The sequence below is a fragment of the Streptomyces sp. NPDC020958 genome (assembly GCF_055562175.1).
This window is the reverse complement of the sequence record NZ_JBVHFU010000003.1, coordinates 202,032-220,298: the sequence shown is the minus strand read 5'-3', so window position 1 is coordinate 220,298 and position 18,267 is coordinate 202,032. Positions and strand designations below refer to the sequence as shown.

The 18,267-nt window shown below is 75.8% G+C and carries 14 protein-coding genes; 3 read left to right on the top strand and 11 right to left on the bottom strand.

Annotated features, from left to right (window positions below; translation table 11 throughout):
* Window positions 1-105: 105 nt before the first annotated feature.
* The 4 genes from ACZ3KP_RS11295 to ACZ3KP_RS11280 form a co-directional block, all read right to left on the bottom strand.
* Complete coding sequence (locus tag ACZ3KP_RS11295) at window positions 106-777, bottom strand: hypothetical protein (protein WP_467498403.1); 672 nt, start codon at window positions 775-777, stop codon at window positions 106-108.
* Between the two features lie 136 nt (window positions 778-913).
* Window positions 914-1,633 carry a hypothetical protein gene (locus ACZ3KP_RS11290; protein ID WP_360560740.1) on the bottom strand — a complete coding sequence of 240 codons (720 nt, stop codon included), beginning with the start codon at window positions 1,631-1,633 and terminating at the stop codon, window positions 914-916.
* A gap of 119 nt (window positions 1,634-1,752) precedes the next feature.
* The gene (locus ACZ3KP_RS11285) at window positions 1,753-2,478 is read right to left on the bottom strand and encodes an alpha/beta fold hydrolase (RefSeq protein WP_467498400.1); all 726 of its coding nucleotides are present in this window, start codon (window positions 2,476-2,478) and stop codon (window positions 1,753-1,755) included.
* Between the two features lies 1 nt (window position 2,479).
* Window positions 2,480-3,451: an alpha/beta hydrolase gene (locus tag ACZ3KP_RS11280; RefSeq protein ID WP_467498398.1), complete on the bottom strand. Its 972-nt coding sequence runs from the start codon at window positions 3,449-3,451 to the stop codon at window positions 2,480-2,482.
* A 324-nt stretch (window positions 3,452-3,775) separates the two neighbouring features.
* On the opposite strand from ACZ3KP_RS11280, the gene ACZ3KP_RS11275 reads away from it, so the two are divergent.
* A complete protein-coding gene (locus ACZ3KP_RS11275; RefSeq protein WP_467499227.1) occupies window positions 3,776-4,942 on the top strand; it encodes an MFS transporter in 1,167 nt (388 codons plus the stop codon).
* Between the two features lie 95 nt (window positions 4,943-5,037).
* Window positions 5,038-5,979: a LysR family transcriptional regulator gene (locus ACZ3KP_RS11270; RefSeq protein WP_467498396.1), complete on the top strand. Its 942-nt coding sequence runs from the start codon at window positions 5,038-5,040 to the stop codon at window positions 5,977-5,979.
* Between the two features lie 253 nt (window positions 5,980-6,232).
* Here ACZ3KP_RS11270 and ACZ3KP_RS11265 read toward each other — a convergent pair whose 3' ends face one another.
* The 5 genes from ACZ3KP_RS11265 to ACZ3KP_RS11245 all read right to left on the bottom strand — a co-directional run bounded on the left by ACZ3KP_RS11265 (window position 6,233) and on the right by ACZ3KP_RS11245 (window position 12,796).
* The gene (locus ACZ3KP_RS11265; RefSeq protein ID WP_467498394.1) at window positions 6,233-6,697 is read right to left on the bottom strand and encodes a DUF5709 domain-containing protein; all 465 of its coding nucleotides are present in this window, start codon (window positions 6,695-6,697) and stop codon (window positions 6,233-6,235) included.
* Window positions 6,698-6,848: 151 nt separating this feature from the next.
* Entirely contained in the window at window positions 6,849-7,799 is a 951-nt protein-coding gene (locus ACZ3KP_RS11260; RefSeq protein ID WP_467498392.1) for a helix-turn-helix domain-containing protein, read from the bottom strand.
* Window positions 7,793-8,794, bottom strand: a complete 1,002-nt coding sequence (locus tag ACZ3KP_RS11255) for an AraC-like ligand-binding domain-containing protein (protein ID WP_467498390.1) — start codon at window positions 8,792-8,794, stop codon at window positions 7,793-7,795. Before ACZ3KP_RS11255 ends, ACZ3KP_RS11260 begins: the two co-directional genes overlap by 7 nt.
* Before the next feature lie 35 nt (window positions 8,795-8,829).
* Window positions 8,830-9,882, bottom strand: a complete 1,053-nt coding sequence (locus ACZ3KP_RS11250) for an alpha/beta hydrolase (RefSeq protein WP_467498388.1) — start codon at window positions 9,880-9,882, stop codon at window positions 8,830-8,832.
* A 97-nt stretch (window positions 9,883-9,979) separates the two neighbouring features.
* Window positions 9,980-12,796, bottom strand: a complete 2,817-nt coding sequence (locus ACZ3KP_RS11245; RefSeq protein WP_467498386.1) for a helix-turn-helix transcriptional regulator — start codon at window positions 12,794-12,796, stop codon at window positions 9,980-9,982.
* A gap of 182 nt (window positions 12,797-12,978) precedes the next feature.
* On the opposite strand from ACZ3KP_RS11245, the gene ACZ3KP_RS11240 reads away from it, so the two are divergent.
* Window positions 12,979-15,747, top strand: a complete 2,769-nt coding sequence (locus ACZ3KP_RS11240) for an ATP-binding protein (protein WP_467498384.1) — start codon at window positions 12,979-12,981, stop codon at window positions 15,745-15,747.
* 33 nt (window positions 15,748-15,780) lie between these two features.
* On the opposite strand, the gene ACZ3KP_RS11235 is transcribed toward ACZ3KP_RS11240, so the two are convergent.
* Entirely contained in the window at window positions 15,781-17,010 is a 1,230-nt protein-coding gene (locus tag ACZ3KP_RS11235; RefSeq protein ID WP_467498382.1) for a serine hydrolase domain-containing protein, read from the bottom strand.
* Window positions 17,011-17,149: 139 nt separating this feature from the next.
* Window positions 17,150-18,154: an alpha/beta hydrolase gene (locus tag ACZ3KP_RS11230; protein WP_467498380.1), complete on the bottom strand. Its 1,005-nt coding sequence runs from the start codon at window positions 18,152-18,154 to the stop codon at window positions 17,150-17,152.
* Window positions 18,155-18,267: the final 113 nt, after the last annotated feature.

The following is an 18,267-nucleotide window of genomic DNA, read 5'->3' as shown; positions in this document are numbered from 1 at the left end:
CGGGGGCGGCGGCCCGCCGTGCGGCGCCCAAGCGGGGGACGCGGGCTCAGGGGGCCGCCGTGTTCGTCCGGGGCGCGCAGGGGCGGCCCGGACCACCGGCTGTCGTCAGGCGACAGCGGTCCCCGCAGGCGGGCCCCGGGTGGTGATCGCGTGACCGAGGAGCAGCAGCCGCGGCGCCCGGTCCGAGCGGCGGCGGTACGGCCGGGGGCGCGGCGGCCCGGCCGGGGCGGGCAGGGCGAGCAGCAGGCGCAGCGGGGCGGTGAGCCGGCCGGCCACGGCCCGCAGGACACGGAACGCGGCGCGCTCGCCGTGGCCGAGCCACAGTCCGCACAGCAGCGCGGCGAGGAGGTGGGCGGCGAGCATGCCGGCCGCGGCGGGGCCGGTGCTGCCGAAGCCCAGGTACGCGAGGGGGTTCGACGGCGCCGCGGCCATGTGCATGTCGGCCATGCCGCCGGTCGCGGCACTCGACGCGCCACTGGTCATGTCCATGTGCATGGCGGTCATGGGGGCCGTCTGGGCCGTCCACGTCTGGACCGCGGAGAACCCGGAGTGCAGCGCCGTCTGGGCGCCCACCGCGGCGCAGACCACCAGCGGCAGCCCGCGTTCGCGTCCGGCCAGGGACCAGCCGACGGCCGTGGTGGCCACCAGGCCGGTGGCGAGCGCCCAGGGCGGCACCGCACTGCCGGACATCAGGACGTGACCGACGGCGGCGAGCAGCACGCAGACGGCCGCGAACACCGCGGACCGTAGCGTGCGCGCACACCGACCTGCCGTCATGGCGCCTCATCCTTGCATCCGGCGCTGGGTTGTCAGGGAGTGGTACGCAGACGCACAGGCGGCGTGCTCAACTCACAGGTCCGCCGATCCGGTTCACAGCGGGCCGCGGGGCCGTCAGCCCGGTGCCCACGCGCCGTCAGCCTCGTGCCCACGGGCCGTCCGGCACCCCCGGGCGTACCCGGGTGGCCGTCATGTCCACCATGATCGTGCGGTCGTCGTCCAGGTCCTCCCTGACGCGCCGCAGCCGGCCCGTCCCGTCGACCCAGAACCGCAGCGACGGGGGCGCGGAGAAGATGTCGTAGCGGCGGCCGCCGATGCGGTCCTGGCCCACGTGGCGCCGGGCCGAGCGGGCGAACAGGCGGGCGCTGTCCGGGCGCTCGGCGGCCAGGGACAGGGTCAGCCGCAGGGCCGTGTCCAGGGACGCGGGCCCGTAGCTCCGGCGGATCCACACCCCGCGCCGCAGCCGCCCGGCCTCTGCCACCGCCTGGGCCAGGGACGCCGGCCGGGTCAGCGGCGCCGCGCTGCCGTCGGTCCTCGGCCGGGCCACCGCCAGGCCCCGGGTGTCCCACGCCAGCAGGCCGCGCTCCGCCGCGTCGCCCGTGTCGAACCAGCCCACCGCCCGCTGCCGGTGCTCGTCGACCACCGCGCGGACCACGGCCGTGCCGCCGGGCAGCGGCGCCCGTACCGTCACCGCGGCCGGACTGTCCCGGTAGGCGCGGAACCGGGTGAGGGCCAGCCGCCGGGCCTCGTCCGCCGTGAGCGGCCGGGGGGCGTCGCCGCCTGTCACGGCGTACGGGAGCACCCCGCACACCGCCGTCACGACGGCGAGGGCGGCCCAGGTCCAGGGGGATCGCATCGGTGTCCGCATGGTCACGTACCTACACGGGGACGGGCCGCGCCCGGTCGACACCGGTACGCGGCCCGCGCTGCGTCACCCTTGCGGGGTGCGTGGTGTACTCCGTGCCTGCTCCGTGCCTACTCCGTGGCGAGGGACAGCACGGCCGCACGGATCACGTCGGCGACCTCCCGCGGGTGCGCGAGCATGACCAGGTGCGACGAGTCGACCTCGACGGTCGTCATGCCGGCGCGCGTGTAGCCGTAGCGCTCGACGTCCGGGTTGATGGTGCGGTCCGAGGACGACACCAGACCCCAGGACGGCTTGGTCCGCCAGGCCGCGACCGGTGCCGCCTCGGCGAAGGCGGCACCCGCCAGCGGGCGCTGGGACACGGCCAGCACCCTGGCCAGGTCCGGCTCCACGTCGGCGGCGAAGATCTCCGGGAACCGGTCGGGGTCCACCGTCACGTCGGTGCCGGGCTCGTCGGAGCCTTCGACCGGGAACGGCGTGTACACGAGGGCCGAGGCGAGCTCCGAGTCCGGGAAGCGGCCCTGCAGCTCGCCGAGGCTCTCGCCCTCCGCCAGGGCGTACCCGGCCAGGTAGACCAGGGCCCGGACGTTGGGTTCGGCGCCCGCGACGGTGATGACGGCACCGCCGTAGGAGTGGCCGACCAGGACGACCGGGCCGGGGACGGCCCGGACCACCGAGGCGATGTAGGCGGCGTCACCGGTGAGACTGCGGTTGGGCACCGCGGGCGCGAGGACCTTCAGGCCGTCGGCCTGGAGTTCCGGGATCACCCGGGCGAAGCTGGAGGCGTCGGCGAAGGCCCCGTGCACCAGGACGATCGTGGGCATCGAGTCGGTCATGTCAGGCCGTGTGCAGGGCCGTGTGCAGGGTGCGTGCGGCCAGCGAGATGGCGGCCTCGGCGGCGTGCGTCCCGCGCAGCGCGTTGAGCATCACGAAGTCGTGAATGATGCCCTGGAAGCGGACCGCGGTGACCGGGACGCCGGCCTCGCGCAGCTTGTTGGCATAGGCCTCGCCCTCGTCGCGCAGCACGTCCGCCTCGGCGACGATGACCAGCGCCGGGGGCAGGTCCTTGAGCTGCTCGGTGGTGGCGCGCAGCGGGCTGGCGGTGATCTGCGCGCGCTCGGCCTCGTCGGTCGTGTACTGGTCCCAGAACCAGAACATGCCGTCACGGCGCAGGAAGTAGCCCTCGGCGAACTGGTGGTAGGAGGCGGTGTCGAAGCTCGCGTCGGTGACCGGGTAGAACAGCACCTGCTGGAGCAGCGGGACCCCGCCGCGCTCCTTGGCCATCAGGGTGAGGGCCGCGGTCATGTTGCCGCCGACCGAGTCACCGGCGACGGCGATCCGGGTGGGGTCCAGGTCCTTGGTCGCGCCCTGCTCCACGACCCACTTCGCGACCGTCCAGTTCTGCTCGATGGCGACCGGGTAGCGGACCTCGGGCGAGCGGTCGTACTCGGGGAAGACGACGGCGGCCTGCGCGCCGACGGCGAGTTCGCGGACCAGGCGGTCGTGGGTGTGGGCGTTGCCGAAGACCCAGCCGGCGCCGTGGATGTAGATGATGACCGGCAGGGTGCCGGTGGCGCCGGCCGGCTTCACGATGCGGGCCCGGACCGCGCCGGTGGGACCGCCGGAGACCGTGATCCACTCCTCGTCCACGGCCGGCTTGGCGATCTCGCCGGACTGCACCTCGTCGACGGCCTTGCGGCCCTCCTCCGGGGCGAGGTCGAAGAGGTACGGCGGATTGGCGGTGGCCTCGACGAAGGCCTGCGCGGCGGGTTCCAGCACCGGCTTGACGGGCGAGGGGGCTTCGGACATGCGAGTCTCCTGGGTTTGCGTGCGGCGCACCGGTCGGTTCCGGTGCCGCCGGGCCCCACGCTAGGGGCGTCCCGGCCACGGCAGTTGACCGCGAGCGCACATCCGGCGACCCCGCAGCGCACGCCGGGCGCGACGCGTCGCTCATCTCTGCCCGAGATGACTGACATCCCGGATGATCGCCGTGTACTGGGAAGTACGGCGGGCGGCGCGGCGCTGTGGGGGTACGTGAGTACACAGCCTCCTGTGAGGAAAGTTCCCGTGTCCCAGTCGTCGTCCGATCTCAGCTCCCCGCGCGGGGAGGCGCCCGCCGGATCCGCCCACGGGGTGCCCGGCTGGCTGATCGCGCTGTTCGCCGTCGCCTGCGGGATGACGGTCGCCAACCTGTACTACGCCCAGCCGCTGCTGTCCGAGCTGCGCGGGGTCTTCCACATCGGCGAGTCCGCGGCGGGCGGGCTGATCACGCTCACCCAGGTCGGCTATGTGATCGGCATGGTCTTCCTGGTCCCGCTCGGTGACCGGCTGGAGAAGCGCAGCCTGGTCACCGCCCTGCTGACGGTGACCACGCTCGCCCTGGTGGCGGCCGGACTGGCGACCGGGTTCCCCATGCTGCTGGTCGCCTCGCTGGTCAGCGGTGCCACGTCCGTGGTGGCGCAGATCCTCGTGCCGTTCGCCGCGAGCCTGGCGCCCGACCACGCCCGGGGCCGGGTCGTGGGCCGGGTGATGAGCGGCCTGCTGACCGGCATACTCCTGTCCCGCACGCTCAGCAGCCTGGTCTCCGGGGTCGCCGGCTGGCGGGTCGTCTACCTCGGCTCCGCCGTGCTGATGGCCCTGCTGGCGGTCGCCCTGCGGCTGGCCCTGCCCCGGCACGCGCCGACCACGTCCGTGCCGTACCACCACGTGCTGCGCTCCACCGCGGCACTGGTGCGCACGCATCCGGTGCTGCTGCGCCGCGGCCTCTACCAGGCGGCCATGTTCGGCGCCTTCAGCGCCTTCTGGACCACCGTCTCGTACGTCCTGACCGGGCCGCGTTTCCACTACTCCGCCGTCGGTGTCGGGGTGTTCGCGCTGGTCGGAGCGGCCGGTGCGGCCGTGGCCCCGTTGGCCGGGCACTGGGCCGACCGGGGGCTGACCCGACCGATGACCGGGGCCGCGTTCGGCGTCGCCGCGCTGGCCTTCGCCGTGGCCGGTCTCGGTCAGCACAGCGTCGTCCTGATCGGCCTCGCGGCCGTCGCCCTCGACACGGCGGTGCAGACCAGCCTGATCCTCGGACAGCACACGGTCTACCAACTGGACCCCCTGGCCCGGGCCCGCCTGAACAGCGCCTTCATCGCGATCTTCTTCATCGGCGGCGCCATCGGCTCCCAGGCGGCCTCCTTCGCCTTCCGAGCGGACGGCTGGACCGCGGTGACCCTGCTCGGCGCCGCCCTGCCGATCCTGGCCCTCCTGTACTGGCTGACCGAACGGCGACGGGGGGTGACGCGGTCGGCGTAGGGCCCTGGGGCCGGGGACCGGGGTGAGGGCGTGTCTAGGATGCGGCGGAGGTCGTCGCTCGGCTCGGACGGGCGCTGTGTCGGTGGGAGCGGATGATGGACCTGCGGCAGATGGAAGTCGTGGTCGCGGTGGCCGACGCGGGTGGGTTCACGGCGGCGGCACGGCGGCTGCACGTGGTCCAGTCCGCCGTCTCCGGTACGGTCCGCGCCCTCGAACGCGAGCTGGGCACCCCGCTGTTCACCCGGACCACGCACCGGGTCGGCCTCACCCCGGCCGGCGAGGCGTTCGTGCCGGCGGCCCGGCAGGCGCTGCGCGCCGCCGAGGCGGCCAGGGAGGCGGTCGACGCGGCGCGGGGCGAGCTGCGCGGCCGGGTGACGGTGGGCACGATGCAGGGCGTCTGGGCGGACCTGCACCTCGCGCTGGCCGCGCTGCGGGCGGAACATCCCCGGGTGGGCGTCCGGTTGCGGCAGGCCGCGGTCACCGACATCCGGCAGGCGCTGCGCGAGGGCACGGTGGACCTGGCGGTGGTGGCACTGGACCGGCAGCAGCAGCGCGGGCTGGTGACCCGGCTGCTGTCCCGGGAGGAGATGGTCCTGGTGGCCTCGCCCCGCCGTGATCTCCCCGTGAGCGGCCCGGAGGACACCGTCGACCTGGCCGACATCGCCGAGCTGCCCCAGGTGGAGTTCACCCCCGGGTGGGCCATCAGGGACGCGGCGGACCGCTCGTTCCGGGCGGTCGGCGTCGAACGCGCCACGACCTTCGAGGTCAACGACATCGTGGCCGCGTCCGAACTGGTCCGGGCCGACCTCGGCGTCTGCATCATGCCGCCGACCATCGCCCACCGCTTCCCGGACCTGACGTCCTACCGGTTCACCCGGCACGCGCCGAGCTGGAAGGTGATGGTGGTACGATCGCCCGGCGAGCCCCCGGCGGCGGTCGCGGCTCTGCTACGCCACCTGCACCGGCCACCGGCCCCGAACCGACCACCGGCCGCGAGCGAACCGTCGGACGTCCACGGCCCCTCGGACCCGAACTGAGCAGAACCTGAACGGAGCACCGGACCCGAGCCGACCTCGAACCCGAGCCGACCTCGAACCCGAGCCGACCCCGAACCCGAGCGACCTCTGACCCGAGCGACCTCGAACCCGAGCTGCCACCGGACCCCTACCGACCACCGCACCCGGCCCGAACTGGCCGACCGGCCCGAACTGGCCGACCGGCCCGGGCGGGTTGTCGGGCGGCGCTTGGATGCGCCCCCCCGCCACGGGGCCGGAAGGGGCGGCGGTCGAGTCAGTAGGTGTCGGCCTCCGGGATCACGTGCATCGCGGCCTCCTCCGCCGACGCGCCCGCGCCGTCCAGGCCCCGGTCGGAGGCGAACAGGTCGGAGTCGGTGACCTCGTGCGTCCCCTCGTCCGGTGCGAGGAGCCGTCCGGCACGGTGGTCGCCGACCTCGTCGTCGATGAGTTCGCCGTCCGTGTCCCAGGCGTCGCCGATACCGTCGCCCTCCGGGACGCCGAGGTCGGGCACCTCCTCGGCGAGACGCTCGTCCAGGGTCTCCCCCCGCTGCCCCTCCGCCGCCGTCACACCGGTGTGCTCCACGGCCCAGGGCCGCTCCGGCGGCGAGTAGCCCTCGTCCAGGGCCTCCTCGCCGGCCCGGTAGTCCAGGGTGTCCGCGGCGTCCAGCAGCCCCGCGTCGTCCTGCACCTCCGAACCGTCCGGCTGGTAGACCTCGTCACCCATCGCCTCGTCGGTCATGTCCGCTCCATCGCTCCCAAGGGGCAGTTCCCGAAGGACGGACCCCAAGCGGCAGCCCCACCCCATCGACCCCAAGTATCGGGGCGCCGGCCCCCGCCCCGCCCGCCGATCGGGCATCTGTGCGCTCCCGGAGCACGACAGGGCACTGTCGTCACTGTTCCTCGGCCGCCGCCCGCCGCCACTGCGCCGGTGACATCCCGTACGTCTCGCGAAAGGCCCGGCTGAAGTGGGAGGCGCTGGTGAAACCCCACCGGGCGGCCACCGCGGCGATCGACCGCCGGGCGGCGCCGGGCCCGGCGAGTTCCGCACGGGCCGCGGCCAGTCGGCGGGCCCGCACCCAGGCACCCATGGTGGTGCCGTGCCGCTGGAAGAGCCGGTGCAGGTAGCGCAGCGAGATGGCGTGCTGGTCGGCGATGTCCCGCGGGGCGAGACCGGGTTCGCCGAGCCGGGCCTGGACCGACGCCGTGATCCGCTCCCACAGGGCCGACTCGGGCGGCTCGCCGATCCGCTCGACGGCGAGGGTGGCCAGGATCTCCGGGACGGCACGGGCGAGCTGCTCGCGCCGGGACGCGCCGGACCGGGCGACCTCGTCGAGGAGCCCGTCGAGCAACGGCAGCAGCAGCGCCGCCGCTCCCCCGGCGGCGTCGTCCACGACGGTGGCCGTGAGGGCGTGCAGCTGCCGTTCCTCCAGCCGCAGCAGGGCGCGGGGCAGCATCAGGATCCGCGCCCGCTGCCGTTCGGGGAGCACGAGGCGGAACGGGCGGCGGGCGTCGTGGAAGGCCAGCCGGCCGGGCGTGAGTTCGGCGGTGCGGCCGTCCTGGAGCAGCAGGGCGGTGCCCGCCAGCTGCCGTCGGACCAGGATGTGGGTGCGCGGGTCGGCGGCGACGGTGCGGGCGTCGCGCAGGATCGCGCCGGGGCCGAACTCCTCGGTGGCGATCTGGAGGGCGCCCAGCCGTTCGGCGGCCAGGGTGCCGGTCCACGGGCGGTCCCGCTCCACGCCGACCTCGACGTCCACGAAGGTCCGGGAGAGGGCGCGCTGCCAGGCGGCGAGGCGCTCGTCGGGTGCCGGTTCCCGGGTGGCGCGGGTGACCGCGGTCAGCATGGCGCCCCGCCCGCCCGTACCCGGTCCAGCCAGTCGGTCGGGGACAGTCCGTAGGCGGTGCGGAAGGCCTTGCCGAGGCCGGCGGGGCCGCTGAAGCCCCAGCGCCGGGCGACCCGGCCCAGGTCGACGGAGCCGGGCGGCTGCGCGGCGAGGTCCCTGCGGCACTCCCGCAGCCGCAGTTCGCGGATGAACCGGCACACGGTGGTGTCCTCGTCCTGGAACAGCCGGTGCAGGTAGCGGACCGAGATGCCGTGCGCCCGGGCGATGCCCGCCGGGGTCAGCCCGGGGTCGGACAGCTGCCAGCGGATGTACGTCCTGACGCGCAGCAGCAGGACGCCGTCGGCGCCGGGCAGTTCGGCGGGATCCTGAGCGAGCTGGTCCGCCGCGGTGGCCGCCACCAGGTCGACGACGCTCCCGGCCAGCCGCTGAGCCGTCGGGGTCGCGTACGACTCCGAGGTGTCCGCCAGCCGTTCCAGGAACGGCGCGAGCAGGGCGGGGAGTCCTCCGCGGGGGCTGACGGCGCGGCCGGTGAGCCGCCGCAGGTCGGCCTCCGGGAGGTCCAGCAGACGCCGGGGCACCGCGAAGATCTTCATCCGGAAGCGTTCCGGGAAGGCGGTGCGGAAGGGTCGTACGGTCTCGAAGAACCCGATGTCCCCGGCCCGCAGTTCGGTGCTGCGGCCGTCCTGTTCGACCCGGGCGCGGCCGGTGCTCTGGACGGCCACGAAGACCTGCTGCCCGTCGCCGCGGGCGATGAAGCGCGGCGCGCGGTGGACCGTGCCGGGGTCGGCCTCCACCGTGGTGATCTGCAGGTCGCCGAGGCGGTCGGTGCGCAGGGTGGCGTCGTAGGTGCGGCCCTCGGCGGTGATGTCCATCCCCACCAGGGTGTCGAGCACGGCGTCGTGCCAGTAGTCCAGGCTCTCGCCCGGCGGCACCGAGCGCGTGGTCAGCACCCTGGCGCGGGGGCTCTCCTCGGGGGAGTCGATGACGGTCGGCATGGTGTCAGCCTCACCCGGCGACGGGCGCCGGCGCATCAGTCGCCCGACTGGTCCTCAGTGGCAGCGAGGGCCGCGATGGCCGCTGTGGTGGTGGTGCCGGGCTCCGTCCGGGGTGGCCGCGTGGGGTCGAGGCGGGCGCGCAGGAAGGAGCCGCCCGTGCGGATCGCGGCCCTGGTGGTCTCGCTGTCGGCCAGGGCGTGCAGCGCCACGAAGTCGTGGACGGTGCCGAGGAACCGGACGGACAGCGCCTCGACGCCCGCCTCGGTGAGCAGCCGCGCGTACTGCTCGCCCTCGTCCCTGGCCACGTCGGCCTCGGCGGTGACGACCAGCGCGGGCGGCAGTCCCGCGAGTTCCTGCGGGCGGGCGCGCAGCGGCACGGCGGTGGGTTCGGCGCGCCCGGCCGGGCCGGTGACGTACCTCGCCCAGTAGGCGCGCAGTGCCCGGCGGGTGAGCAGGTGGCCGGTGGCGAACCGGCGTTGCGAGGCGCTGTCGCAACGGGCGTCGGTGAGCGGGTAGTAGAGGAGCTGCGCGGCGATCTTCGGACCGCCCCGGAGCTTGGCGAGCATGGTCACGGCGGCGGCGAGGGTGGCGCCGGCGCAGTCCCCGGCCACCGCCAGCAGGCCGGGGGCCAGGGCGAGTTCGCGAGCCTGGGAGACCGCCCAGGTCAGCAGGGCGTAGCACTCTTCGAGGGCCACCGGGTAGCGGGCCTCGGGGGTGCGGCTGTACTCGGGGACGACGGCGCACACGCCGGCGTCGGTGACGAGTTCGCTGATGAGCCGGGCGTGGGTCTGGGCGTCGCCCAGGGTCCAGCGGCCGCCGTGCAGGTACAGCAGGACCGGGAGCGGTCCCGGGACCCCCGCCGGGCGGACCGTCCAGAAGCCGAGCAGCCCGGACGGACCGACCGGTGCGGTGCGGAAGACGGCGTCCACGGCGAAGTCCTCGAACCGGTCGGCCTGGGTCTCCCGCAGCGCCTGCCGTGCGGTGTCCGGACCGAGGTCGTCGAGGGCGGGCGGTGCGGCGGTGGCGCCGAGCAGGCGCCGCACGGCCTGGTCGAGGACGACGGCCGTGGCCGGCCTGCCGGGTGTCACGGGCACTCCCGCGACCGGTGTCCCGATGTCATGGGCGTCCGGCCGGCCGGGCTCCTGGTGTCACGGGCTGTCCTCCGGCCGCCGTCCGTCGGCCCGCTCACCGTCCCTGCACCAGGTCACGGAGCTGGTGGCGGCTGCTGATGCCGAGTATGGGATACACCTTGTACAGGTGCGAGCCCACGGTACGCGGCGAGAGGAAGAGCCGCTCGCCGATCTCCCGGTTCGACAGGCCGCCCGCGACGAGCTGGACGATCTGCCGCTGCTGAGCGGTCAGTCGCTCCAGCGGACCGACGCCTTCGGGGGCCGGTGCGGCGCCGCTGGCGCGCAGTTCGCGGTGGGCGGCGTCCGCGAGGGTACCCGCGCCGAGGTGCTCGGCGGTCTCCAGGACGGTGGTCAGCTGTGCGCGCGCCTCCCGGGTGCGGCGGGAACGGCGCAGCCAGATCGCGTAGCTGAGGCGGGCGTGCGCGCACTCCCACGGCCAGCGGTTCGCGGAGTGGTTGACGAGGGCGAGCTGGTAGTGCTGCTCGGCCTCGCGCTCCGCGCCGACCAGGGCGGTGGCGTGGTGCAGCAGCAGGGTCATCCTGGTGCTGGGGCGGTCGCCCAGGGCCGCCCCGACCCGCTCCAGGACCGGCAGGGCTTCGGCCGGGCGGCCGGTGCGCTGGGCGGTGACGGCGAGTTCGGCGATGCCGCGGGGCGACAGGTGGGGATGCAGAGGTGATCCGTCGGCGGTGAACAGGCCGCGCAGGTGCCGCCAGCCGTCCTCCATGTCCCCACGCAGGACGGCGACCAGGCCGCGGGCGCGCAGCAGCCGGGCGTGGGTGGCCAGGTTCTCCTGAAGGCAGACGGCACGCCAGACGGACGGGGTGAGCCGGGGTTCCGGGGACGGGGCGCCGCGCAGCGCCCACAGGGCCAGGGCCTGTGCCTCCAGGTCGGCCGTCAGGCCCGGCAGCCGCAGTACGGCGGCCTCGGCGCGGGCGTCCTCGATGACGGACCCGGCCTCGGTGAACCGTCCGACGGCGAGCAGGGTGTCCACGTGCGGGACGACCGACCAGCCGCGCAGCCCGAAGGCGCGGGCGGCCCGCAGCCGGTCGTCGGCCGTGCGGGACCGCCCCAGGTCCGTGTCCGCCTCGTCGGCGTGGTGCGCCACCGCGGCGAGAACGGCCCGGACGACCGGCGCGTCCGCACCGCCGAGCGGGGCCCGCCGCGGCCGCCCGAGGCCGGCCCGCACCCCGGGGGCGGTCTCGGGCCGCCCCACCACGCCGACCAGCGCCGTCATGGCCCGCCGGGCCCCCGCGGAGTCCAGCCCGGCCAACGGCCCCTCCGCCTGGACCGGCCGAGCCACATCACCCACCGCAGCCCCGCCACCCTGCCCGACCCTCTCGCCCGCCTCGTCCGCCTCGCCCTGCGATGTCCGGCGTACCCGGTCGAGCAGGGTCGGCAGGGTCGCCCGGTGGTCCGGCAGGCCCGAGCGGGCGGTGATGCCGGCGGCCAGGGTCGTGAGGGCGAGGGCGAGCGTCGGGTCGAGGGCGGGGAAGTGCTCCGAGGCGGCGGTCAGCAGCTCGAACGCCTCGCGCTGGGCGGACTCGTGGGACAGGGCGGAGGCCAGGGCCCCGGCCGCCACGCACAGGAGTTCCGGGTCGGCATCCTCCTGGACGAGCCGTCCGTACAGTTCCCGGGTCCAGTCGGGGTCCCCCACCGCGAACGCCGCCGTCAGTGCCGCGGCGAGCCGGCGGGCGCGCTGCGGGCGCCCGGGACTGAGCCGCGCCGCCTGCTCCAGGTCGCGCGCGGCCCGCACCGCGTCCCCGCGCCGCCAGGCGGCCCCCTCCAGCGCCGCGGCGACGGACCCGTCCGTGCCCACGGTGGCCGCGGCCAGATGGCGTGCCCTGGCCTCGGGCCGCGCGGCGACCTCCGCGAGGTCGCGGTGTGCCCGCTGGCGCTCGGCCGCGGGGCGTCGCAGGCTGGCGGCCGACCGGGCCAGCGGATGCCGGAAGTACAACCGGTCCTCGGCGAGCACGACCAGCCCGGCCGCCTCGGCCGGCGCCCACACCGCGAGGTCGGCGGTGCCCAGGGCGGCCATGACGGCGGCCACGCTCTCGTCCGGTTCCGCGGCAGCCGCGTACAGCAGGGCCCGGCCCGTCGCGACGGGAAGCGCGGCGAGTCGGGCGCCGAAGACGTGTTCCGCGGGGGCGTGCCGCACCGCCTGCGCGGGGCCCGGCGCGGCGCGGCCGAGTTCGACGAGGGCCAGCGGGTTGCCCGCGGCCTCGGCGAGGATCTCCAGACGGTGCCTGCCGGTGGGCGGCAGCGGCAGCCGGTCGAGGAGGGCGGCGGCCGCGGCGGCGTCCAGGGGGCCCAGCCGCAGGGTCTCGGTACCGGGTGGCGGCACGGGCAGGGCCGCCTCGTGGCGGGCGCCGAGCAGCAACGTCAGGGCTCGGCCGGCCAGCAGCCGCCCCGCGCTGAACAGGATCTCCAGGAAGGCGTGGTCGCACAGGTCGGCGTCGTCCACGCACACCAGCACCGGCCGGTCGGCACCGAGCCGGTCGAGCAGGGCCGTCAGCGCCGTGGGCAGGTCGTCCTCGTCCGGTCGCCCGTCCCCCGGCGGTACGGCCCGCGGCGGACCCGCGTCGGCCGCCGGCGACGACGCGAGGAGCTGCCGCAGGCAGGCGGACGCGGGCCGCGGGTCGCCGACCCAGCCCTGCGCGGCCAGCACCCGTACGCCCTCGGCCCCGGCCCGCTCCCGGACGTGCCGGAGCAGCGTCGTACGCCCGATCCCCTCGTCGCCGAGGAGCAGCAAGGTTCCCGGGGTGCCGGGTTCGCGCCGTACGCACCGCAGGATCCGCTCGATCTCGCCGTCCCGGCCCAGCGGGGCGCTCCCCGGGGCACCCGGCGTGGCCCCCTGGGGTGGGTGGACCGTCATTCACGTACTCCCGTGGCGGTGCGTTCTCGCTGGCCAGGGGAATCCTCGCGGAGTCGCGGCCGGTCCGCTTCCGTCATCTGACCAGTCACCGCGGTACCGGTCGCCCCGGTCGCCACTGGCAGGATGGTCGTACCAGCGCGCACACCTCGACCCGTGGCGGCGCACCGACGAGAAGGACCCTTATGCACGGCGGCACCGACCACCCCCGCGAACCGCGCATCCTGGGCCGGACCGCCGAACTGGGCCGCATCGACCGGCTGCTCGCGGCGGTGGACGGCAGCGGTCCCCAGGTGCTGGTGCTGACCGGGGAGCCGGGGGCGGGCAAGAGCACCCTCGTCGACCGGGCGGCCGAGCGGGGCCGGGAGCTGGGCCTGGGGATCCTGCGGGTGCGCGGCAGCGAGGGGGAGGCGGGCCTCGGTCTGTCGGGGGTGCACCAGCTGCTGCATCCGCTGCTGCCGGGCGACGGGCTGCCCGCGGCCCAACGGGAGGCGCTGGACCGCGCCTTCGGTCCGGACGGGGCGCGGTACGAGCTGAAGCTCGATCAGCTGTCCCTGTGCGTCGGTGTGCTCGCCCTGGTCACCGAGGCCGCCGCCCGTCGGCCACTGCTCCTGCTGGTGGACGACGCCCAGTGGCTGGACCTCGGTTCGGTGGACGTGCTGGGCTTTCTCGCCCGGCGGCTGGAGGGCAGGCCGGTGGTGCTGCTGCTGGCCGCCCGCGAGGACGGCGTACCGGCCCGCTTCGACCGGGACTTTCCCCAGGTGACCGTGGGGCCGTTGAGCCGCACCGCGGCCGGGCTGCTGCTGGACACGCAGCCGGATCCGCCCCGGGGCAAGGCACGGGCCGAGATCCTGAGGCAGGCGGCCGGCAATCCGCTGGCCCTGATCGAGCTGCCCCGCGCGCTGGCCCGCGGCCGGAGCGCGGACGGCGGCCAGGGCGCCGCGGGTACCGCACTGCCGCTCACCGCGCGGCTGGAGAACCTGTTCGCCGCCGACCTGCCCGCGCTGCCCGCGCCCACCCGCCGGGCCCTGCTGCTGGTGGCCGCGGCCGGCACGGCCCAGCTGGCCGACCTGATACGGGCCGCGCCCGATCTGGACGTCGTACAGGCGCTGGACCCCGCCGAGCGGGCGGGGCTGGTGCGGGTGGCGGACGGCAGGGTGCTGCCACGGCATCCGCTGGTGCGTTCGGCCGTCTACCACGCGGCCTCCTTCCACGAGCGCCGGCAGGCGCATCTCGCGCTGGCCGCCGCGCTGACCGAGGAGCCCGACCGCCGGGCCTGGCAGCTGGCCGCGGCGGCCACCGGCCAGGACGCGGAGGTCGCCGACGCCCTGGCCGAGAGCGCCGAACGGGCCCGGGACCGGGGCGGCTACGCGGCGGCCGCGACCGCGCTGGAACGCGCCGCCGAGCTGACCCCGGTGCCGGACCTGCGCGCCCGGCGGCTGCTGACGGCGGCCCAGGCGGCGATGTTCGCCGGCCATCCGCAGTGGGTCGGCGAGATGAGCGGCCGGGTGGGCGGGATCACCGAGGATCCCCGGCTGCGTTCCGAGGCCTCGCTGCTGGGCGGCTGGGCCCTCGGGGTGACGCTGCGGCACGAGGACGCGCTGGCGCTGCTGCTCGGCGTCGCGGAGGCCTGCGCGGCGCCGGCTCCGGGCCTGGCCCTGGACGCCCTGAGCACCGCCGCGACGTCCGTCTACAACTCGGGTGCGCCCTACTACCGGGAGGAGCTGCGCCGGATCGGCGGCCTGATCGACGCGGACGGTGATCCGGCGGGCCGCGCCTGGGTCCGGGCGGTCGGCGATCCGCATCATGAACGGCCGCTGCTGGCGAGGCACTTGACGGAGGGACTCGCCGCCCTGGCGCGGGCGGAGACCCTCGGGAACCTCACCGCGCTGGGCGGCACGACCTGGATCCTGGACGAGACCGGGCAGGCGGTGCGCATCCTGGGGCGCACCATGGACCTACTGCGGCGGGCCGGCAGCGCGGGCACCAACGCGACCGTCACCCAGGCGCTCGCCCTCGCGCTGTTCGAGAACGGCTCCTGGGCGGCGGCGAAGGACGCGGCGGACGAGGCGTTCTGGATGGCGACGGAGGCGGGGGCCGACAACGTGACCGTGGGCGCCCGGATCCTGCGGGCCACCCTGAGCGCGCTGCGCGGCGACCACGCGGCGGCCCGGACGCAGGCGGCGGAGGCGGTCCACGGCGTGGACCTGCGCCGCTCGCTGAGCCTCCAGGTCCGGCACCGGTACGCCGTGGGCATGGCCGCGTTCGTCGCGGGCGAGCACGAGGACGCCTACGAGCAGCTGCGGGCGACGTTCACCCGGGACTTCCGCCCCGCGCCCGTCCACTACCACGCCTCGCTCTACCACCTCGGCGACCTGGCGGCCGCGGCGGTCCGCGCCGGACGGGCGGACGACGCCCGCACGGTGGTCGACGCCGTGGCGCACGCCCTGAAGCCCGACCCCTCACCCCGGCTGGCAGCCGTACTGAGCCGGGCCGCCGCTCTGCTGACCGACACCGACGAGGCGGAACGGCACTTCCGCGCCGCACTCGACGACCCCGCCACCGACGCCTGGCCGTTCGAGAAGGCGCTCGGGCGGCTCGACTTCGGCGAATGGCTGCGCCGGCGCCGCCGCAGCGTCGAGGCCCGTGCGCATCTGGCCGCCGCCCTGGAGTGCTTCCAGCGTCTGGACGCCCGCCCGTGGACCGAGCGGGCGACGGCGGAGCTGCGGGCGGCGGGGGCGGTAACGGGCCCCTCGGCCGGCGGTGAACTCACCCCGCAGGAGCGGCAGATCGCCGAACTCGCCGCGCAGGGCCTGACCAACCGTGACATCGCGGCCCGCCTGTACCTCTCCCCCCGTACGGTCGGCTACCACCTGCACAAGGTCTTCCCCAAGCTGGGCATCACGGCCAGGGCGCAGCTCCGGGACGCGCTCTCGGCCGACGTCCCGCGGTGACGGTCCGTCGGCCGGGCACAGGAGCGGCACCCGTCACCCGGTACCGGTGGACCTCCCGGCGCACAGCGCGTGGTCGACGAGGGCGCCGGTGGCGCGGTTGAGGGCGGGCAGGTCCGGTGGCGCGGTGGTCGTGGTGACCGAGACGGTCACCGCGCGCCTGCCGTCCGCGCTCACCGCGGGACGGGTGTTGACGCCCGCCCCGTCGCCCTCGTGGGTGTAGTAGTGACCGCCGCAGGAGAGCGGGATCCTGCGCAGCCCGAGGCCGTAGGTGCCCTCGGGCATCTCCGCGACGTCCTCCGGGTCGTCGGTGCGCTCCACCGTGCGCCGCATCTCGCGCCACTGCGCGGCGGGGAGCAGCCGGCCGCCCGCCAGGGCGCGGAAGAAGGTGTCGAGGTCGGCGGTGGTGCTCACCACCCCGGAGTCCGCGGTGTGCTGGAGGCTGTGCTCGGTGACGTCGAGGCGCCTGCCGTCGGCGGCGGTCAGGTACGCGTGCACGTGCGGGTCGGGCAGGCGCGGGTCGAGTCCGGGGACGGAGGTGTCCCGCAGCCCCAGCCGGTCGATCACCCGGCGCTCGACGAGCTCCTGCCAGCTCGCGCCGCCGGCCTTCTCGGCGATCATCCCGGCCAGCAGGTAGTTGGTGTTGGAGTACGCCCACCGGGTGGCCCCGCCCCGCTCGGGCACGAACAGCGGGGGGTGCCCCATGGCCACCGCGACCAGGGCGGCCGCGGGCGTGGTGTCGTACCGGTTCTCGTCGAAGTGGTGGAGCAGCCGGTCCTGGATCTCCGGGTCGTCGACGTAGTCGTACAGACCGCTGGTCTGGCGGAGCAGGTCGCGGACGGTGATGCGGCTGCCGTCGTTGCCGTGGCCCGCGACGACTCCGGGGAGCCAGTGCGCGACGGTGTCGTCCAGGGACAGCCTTTTCTCCGCCGCGAGTTGGAGGACGACGGTCGCCGTGAACGTCTTCGTCGTGCTCGCCACCCGGAAGTGGGCGTTCCACGGGACCGGTTCCGCGGAGTCGGCCGTGCGGGTGCCGATCCGTGCCAGGAGCGGCCCGCCGGCCGTCCCGTCGACCCTGGCCAGCACGTTCACGTCGCCTCCCCCGGCCCGCCGGACGGCCGCCAGGTCCCGCCGGAGCACGTCCTCGCCGTAGTGCCGCGCCGGCCACGGCGGTCCGGCGGTGGCGGCCGTCGCGATCCCGGGCGGTGCCAGCGTGAGCAGCGCGGCGGTGAGTACGACGGCTCCGGCCCTCTTCGGTGTCGGCATCCGCATGGTCGGTCCCCCCGTGGTGAGTTCTGTCGGTGACGTGCACCAGCCAACCGGACCGGGGGGCGCGCGAGAATGGTGCCGTCCGCAGGGTCCGGGGTGTACCCAACCCCCCTTCGGGTGCGCACGGCCCCGCCGCTCAGGTTTCGAGGGCCCGGCGGACGAACGCCTCACGGGTCGCGGTGGCCGCCCGGGAGACCGCCGCGTCCGGTGCCGTCCAGTCGAACCCGTGGAAGCCCCCGCCCCACATGTGGAGGTCCACGCTCACCCCCGCCTCGGAGAGACGGCGGGCGTAGTCGAGGATCTCGTCGCGGAACCCCTCCGCCGAACCGGTGTCGAGGTAGGTCCTGGGCAGCCCGGTGAGGTCCGCGGCGCGGGCCGGGGCGGCGTAGGGCGACACGTCCGGGCCGCCCCGCCGGTCGCCCAGCAGGGCGTTCCAGGCGTAGAGGGCGGCGTTGCGGTCCCAGGTCCCCGTGCCGTCCAGCATGCGGCTGCTGTGCGTCCCGAAGCGGTCGTCGAGCATGGGGCACATCAGCACCTGGTGGCTCAGGCCGGGGAAGCCGCGGTCGCGGGCGAGCAGTGCGGTTCCCGCCGCGAGGCCGCCCCCGGCGCTGGCGCCGAACACGAGCAGCCGCTCGGGACGGATGCCGAGCCGCTCCGCGTTCTTCGCGGTCCACACCAGCCCCGCGTAGCAGTCCTCGACCGGCGCGGGGTCGGGGTGCTCGGGGGCCAGCCGGTACTCCACGGACACCACCACGGCGGCGCCCTCGGCGACGAACGGCAGCACCGTGCGCAGGCCGTTGCGGCGGTCTCCCACGACCGTCCCGCCCGCGTGGACGTGATAAATGCCGCCGACCGGCTCCCGTCGCCCGGCCGGGCTGAGCACCAGCAGGGTGAGGTCCGGGGCGCCCTCGGGTCCGGGGACCCGGAACTCCGACAGGCGCACCCTGCCGCCCGCCCGCAGTTCCTCCGGCCCCTCTCCGGGCAGCCCCTGCGCCGTCAGCCGCCGGGCCTCGGGGAGGGTCGCGTCCGACAGGGCCGGCAGGTTCTCGCGCAATTCGGCCTCGACAGGCGCCAGTTCGGGGTCCAGCGGCGGCCGTACCGGCGTAGGACCGAGATCGGCGGCCGTCGTGCGGTCGGGCATCGTGCTCTCCTTCTCGAACCGGGCGGACTGCTCGTGGGCCGACCAGCTGTTCCGGCCGCCACTTGTGCGTCGTCCAGCGGACGCGTACCCCGCCGTACGCCTCGGTGCGCACC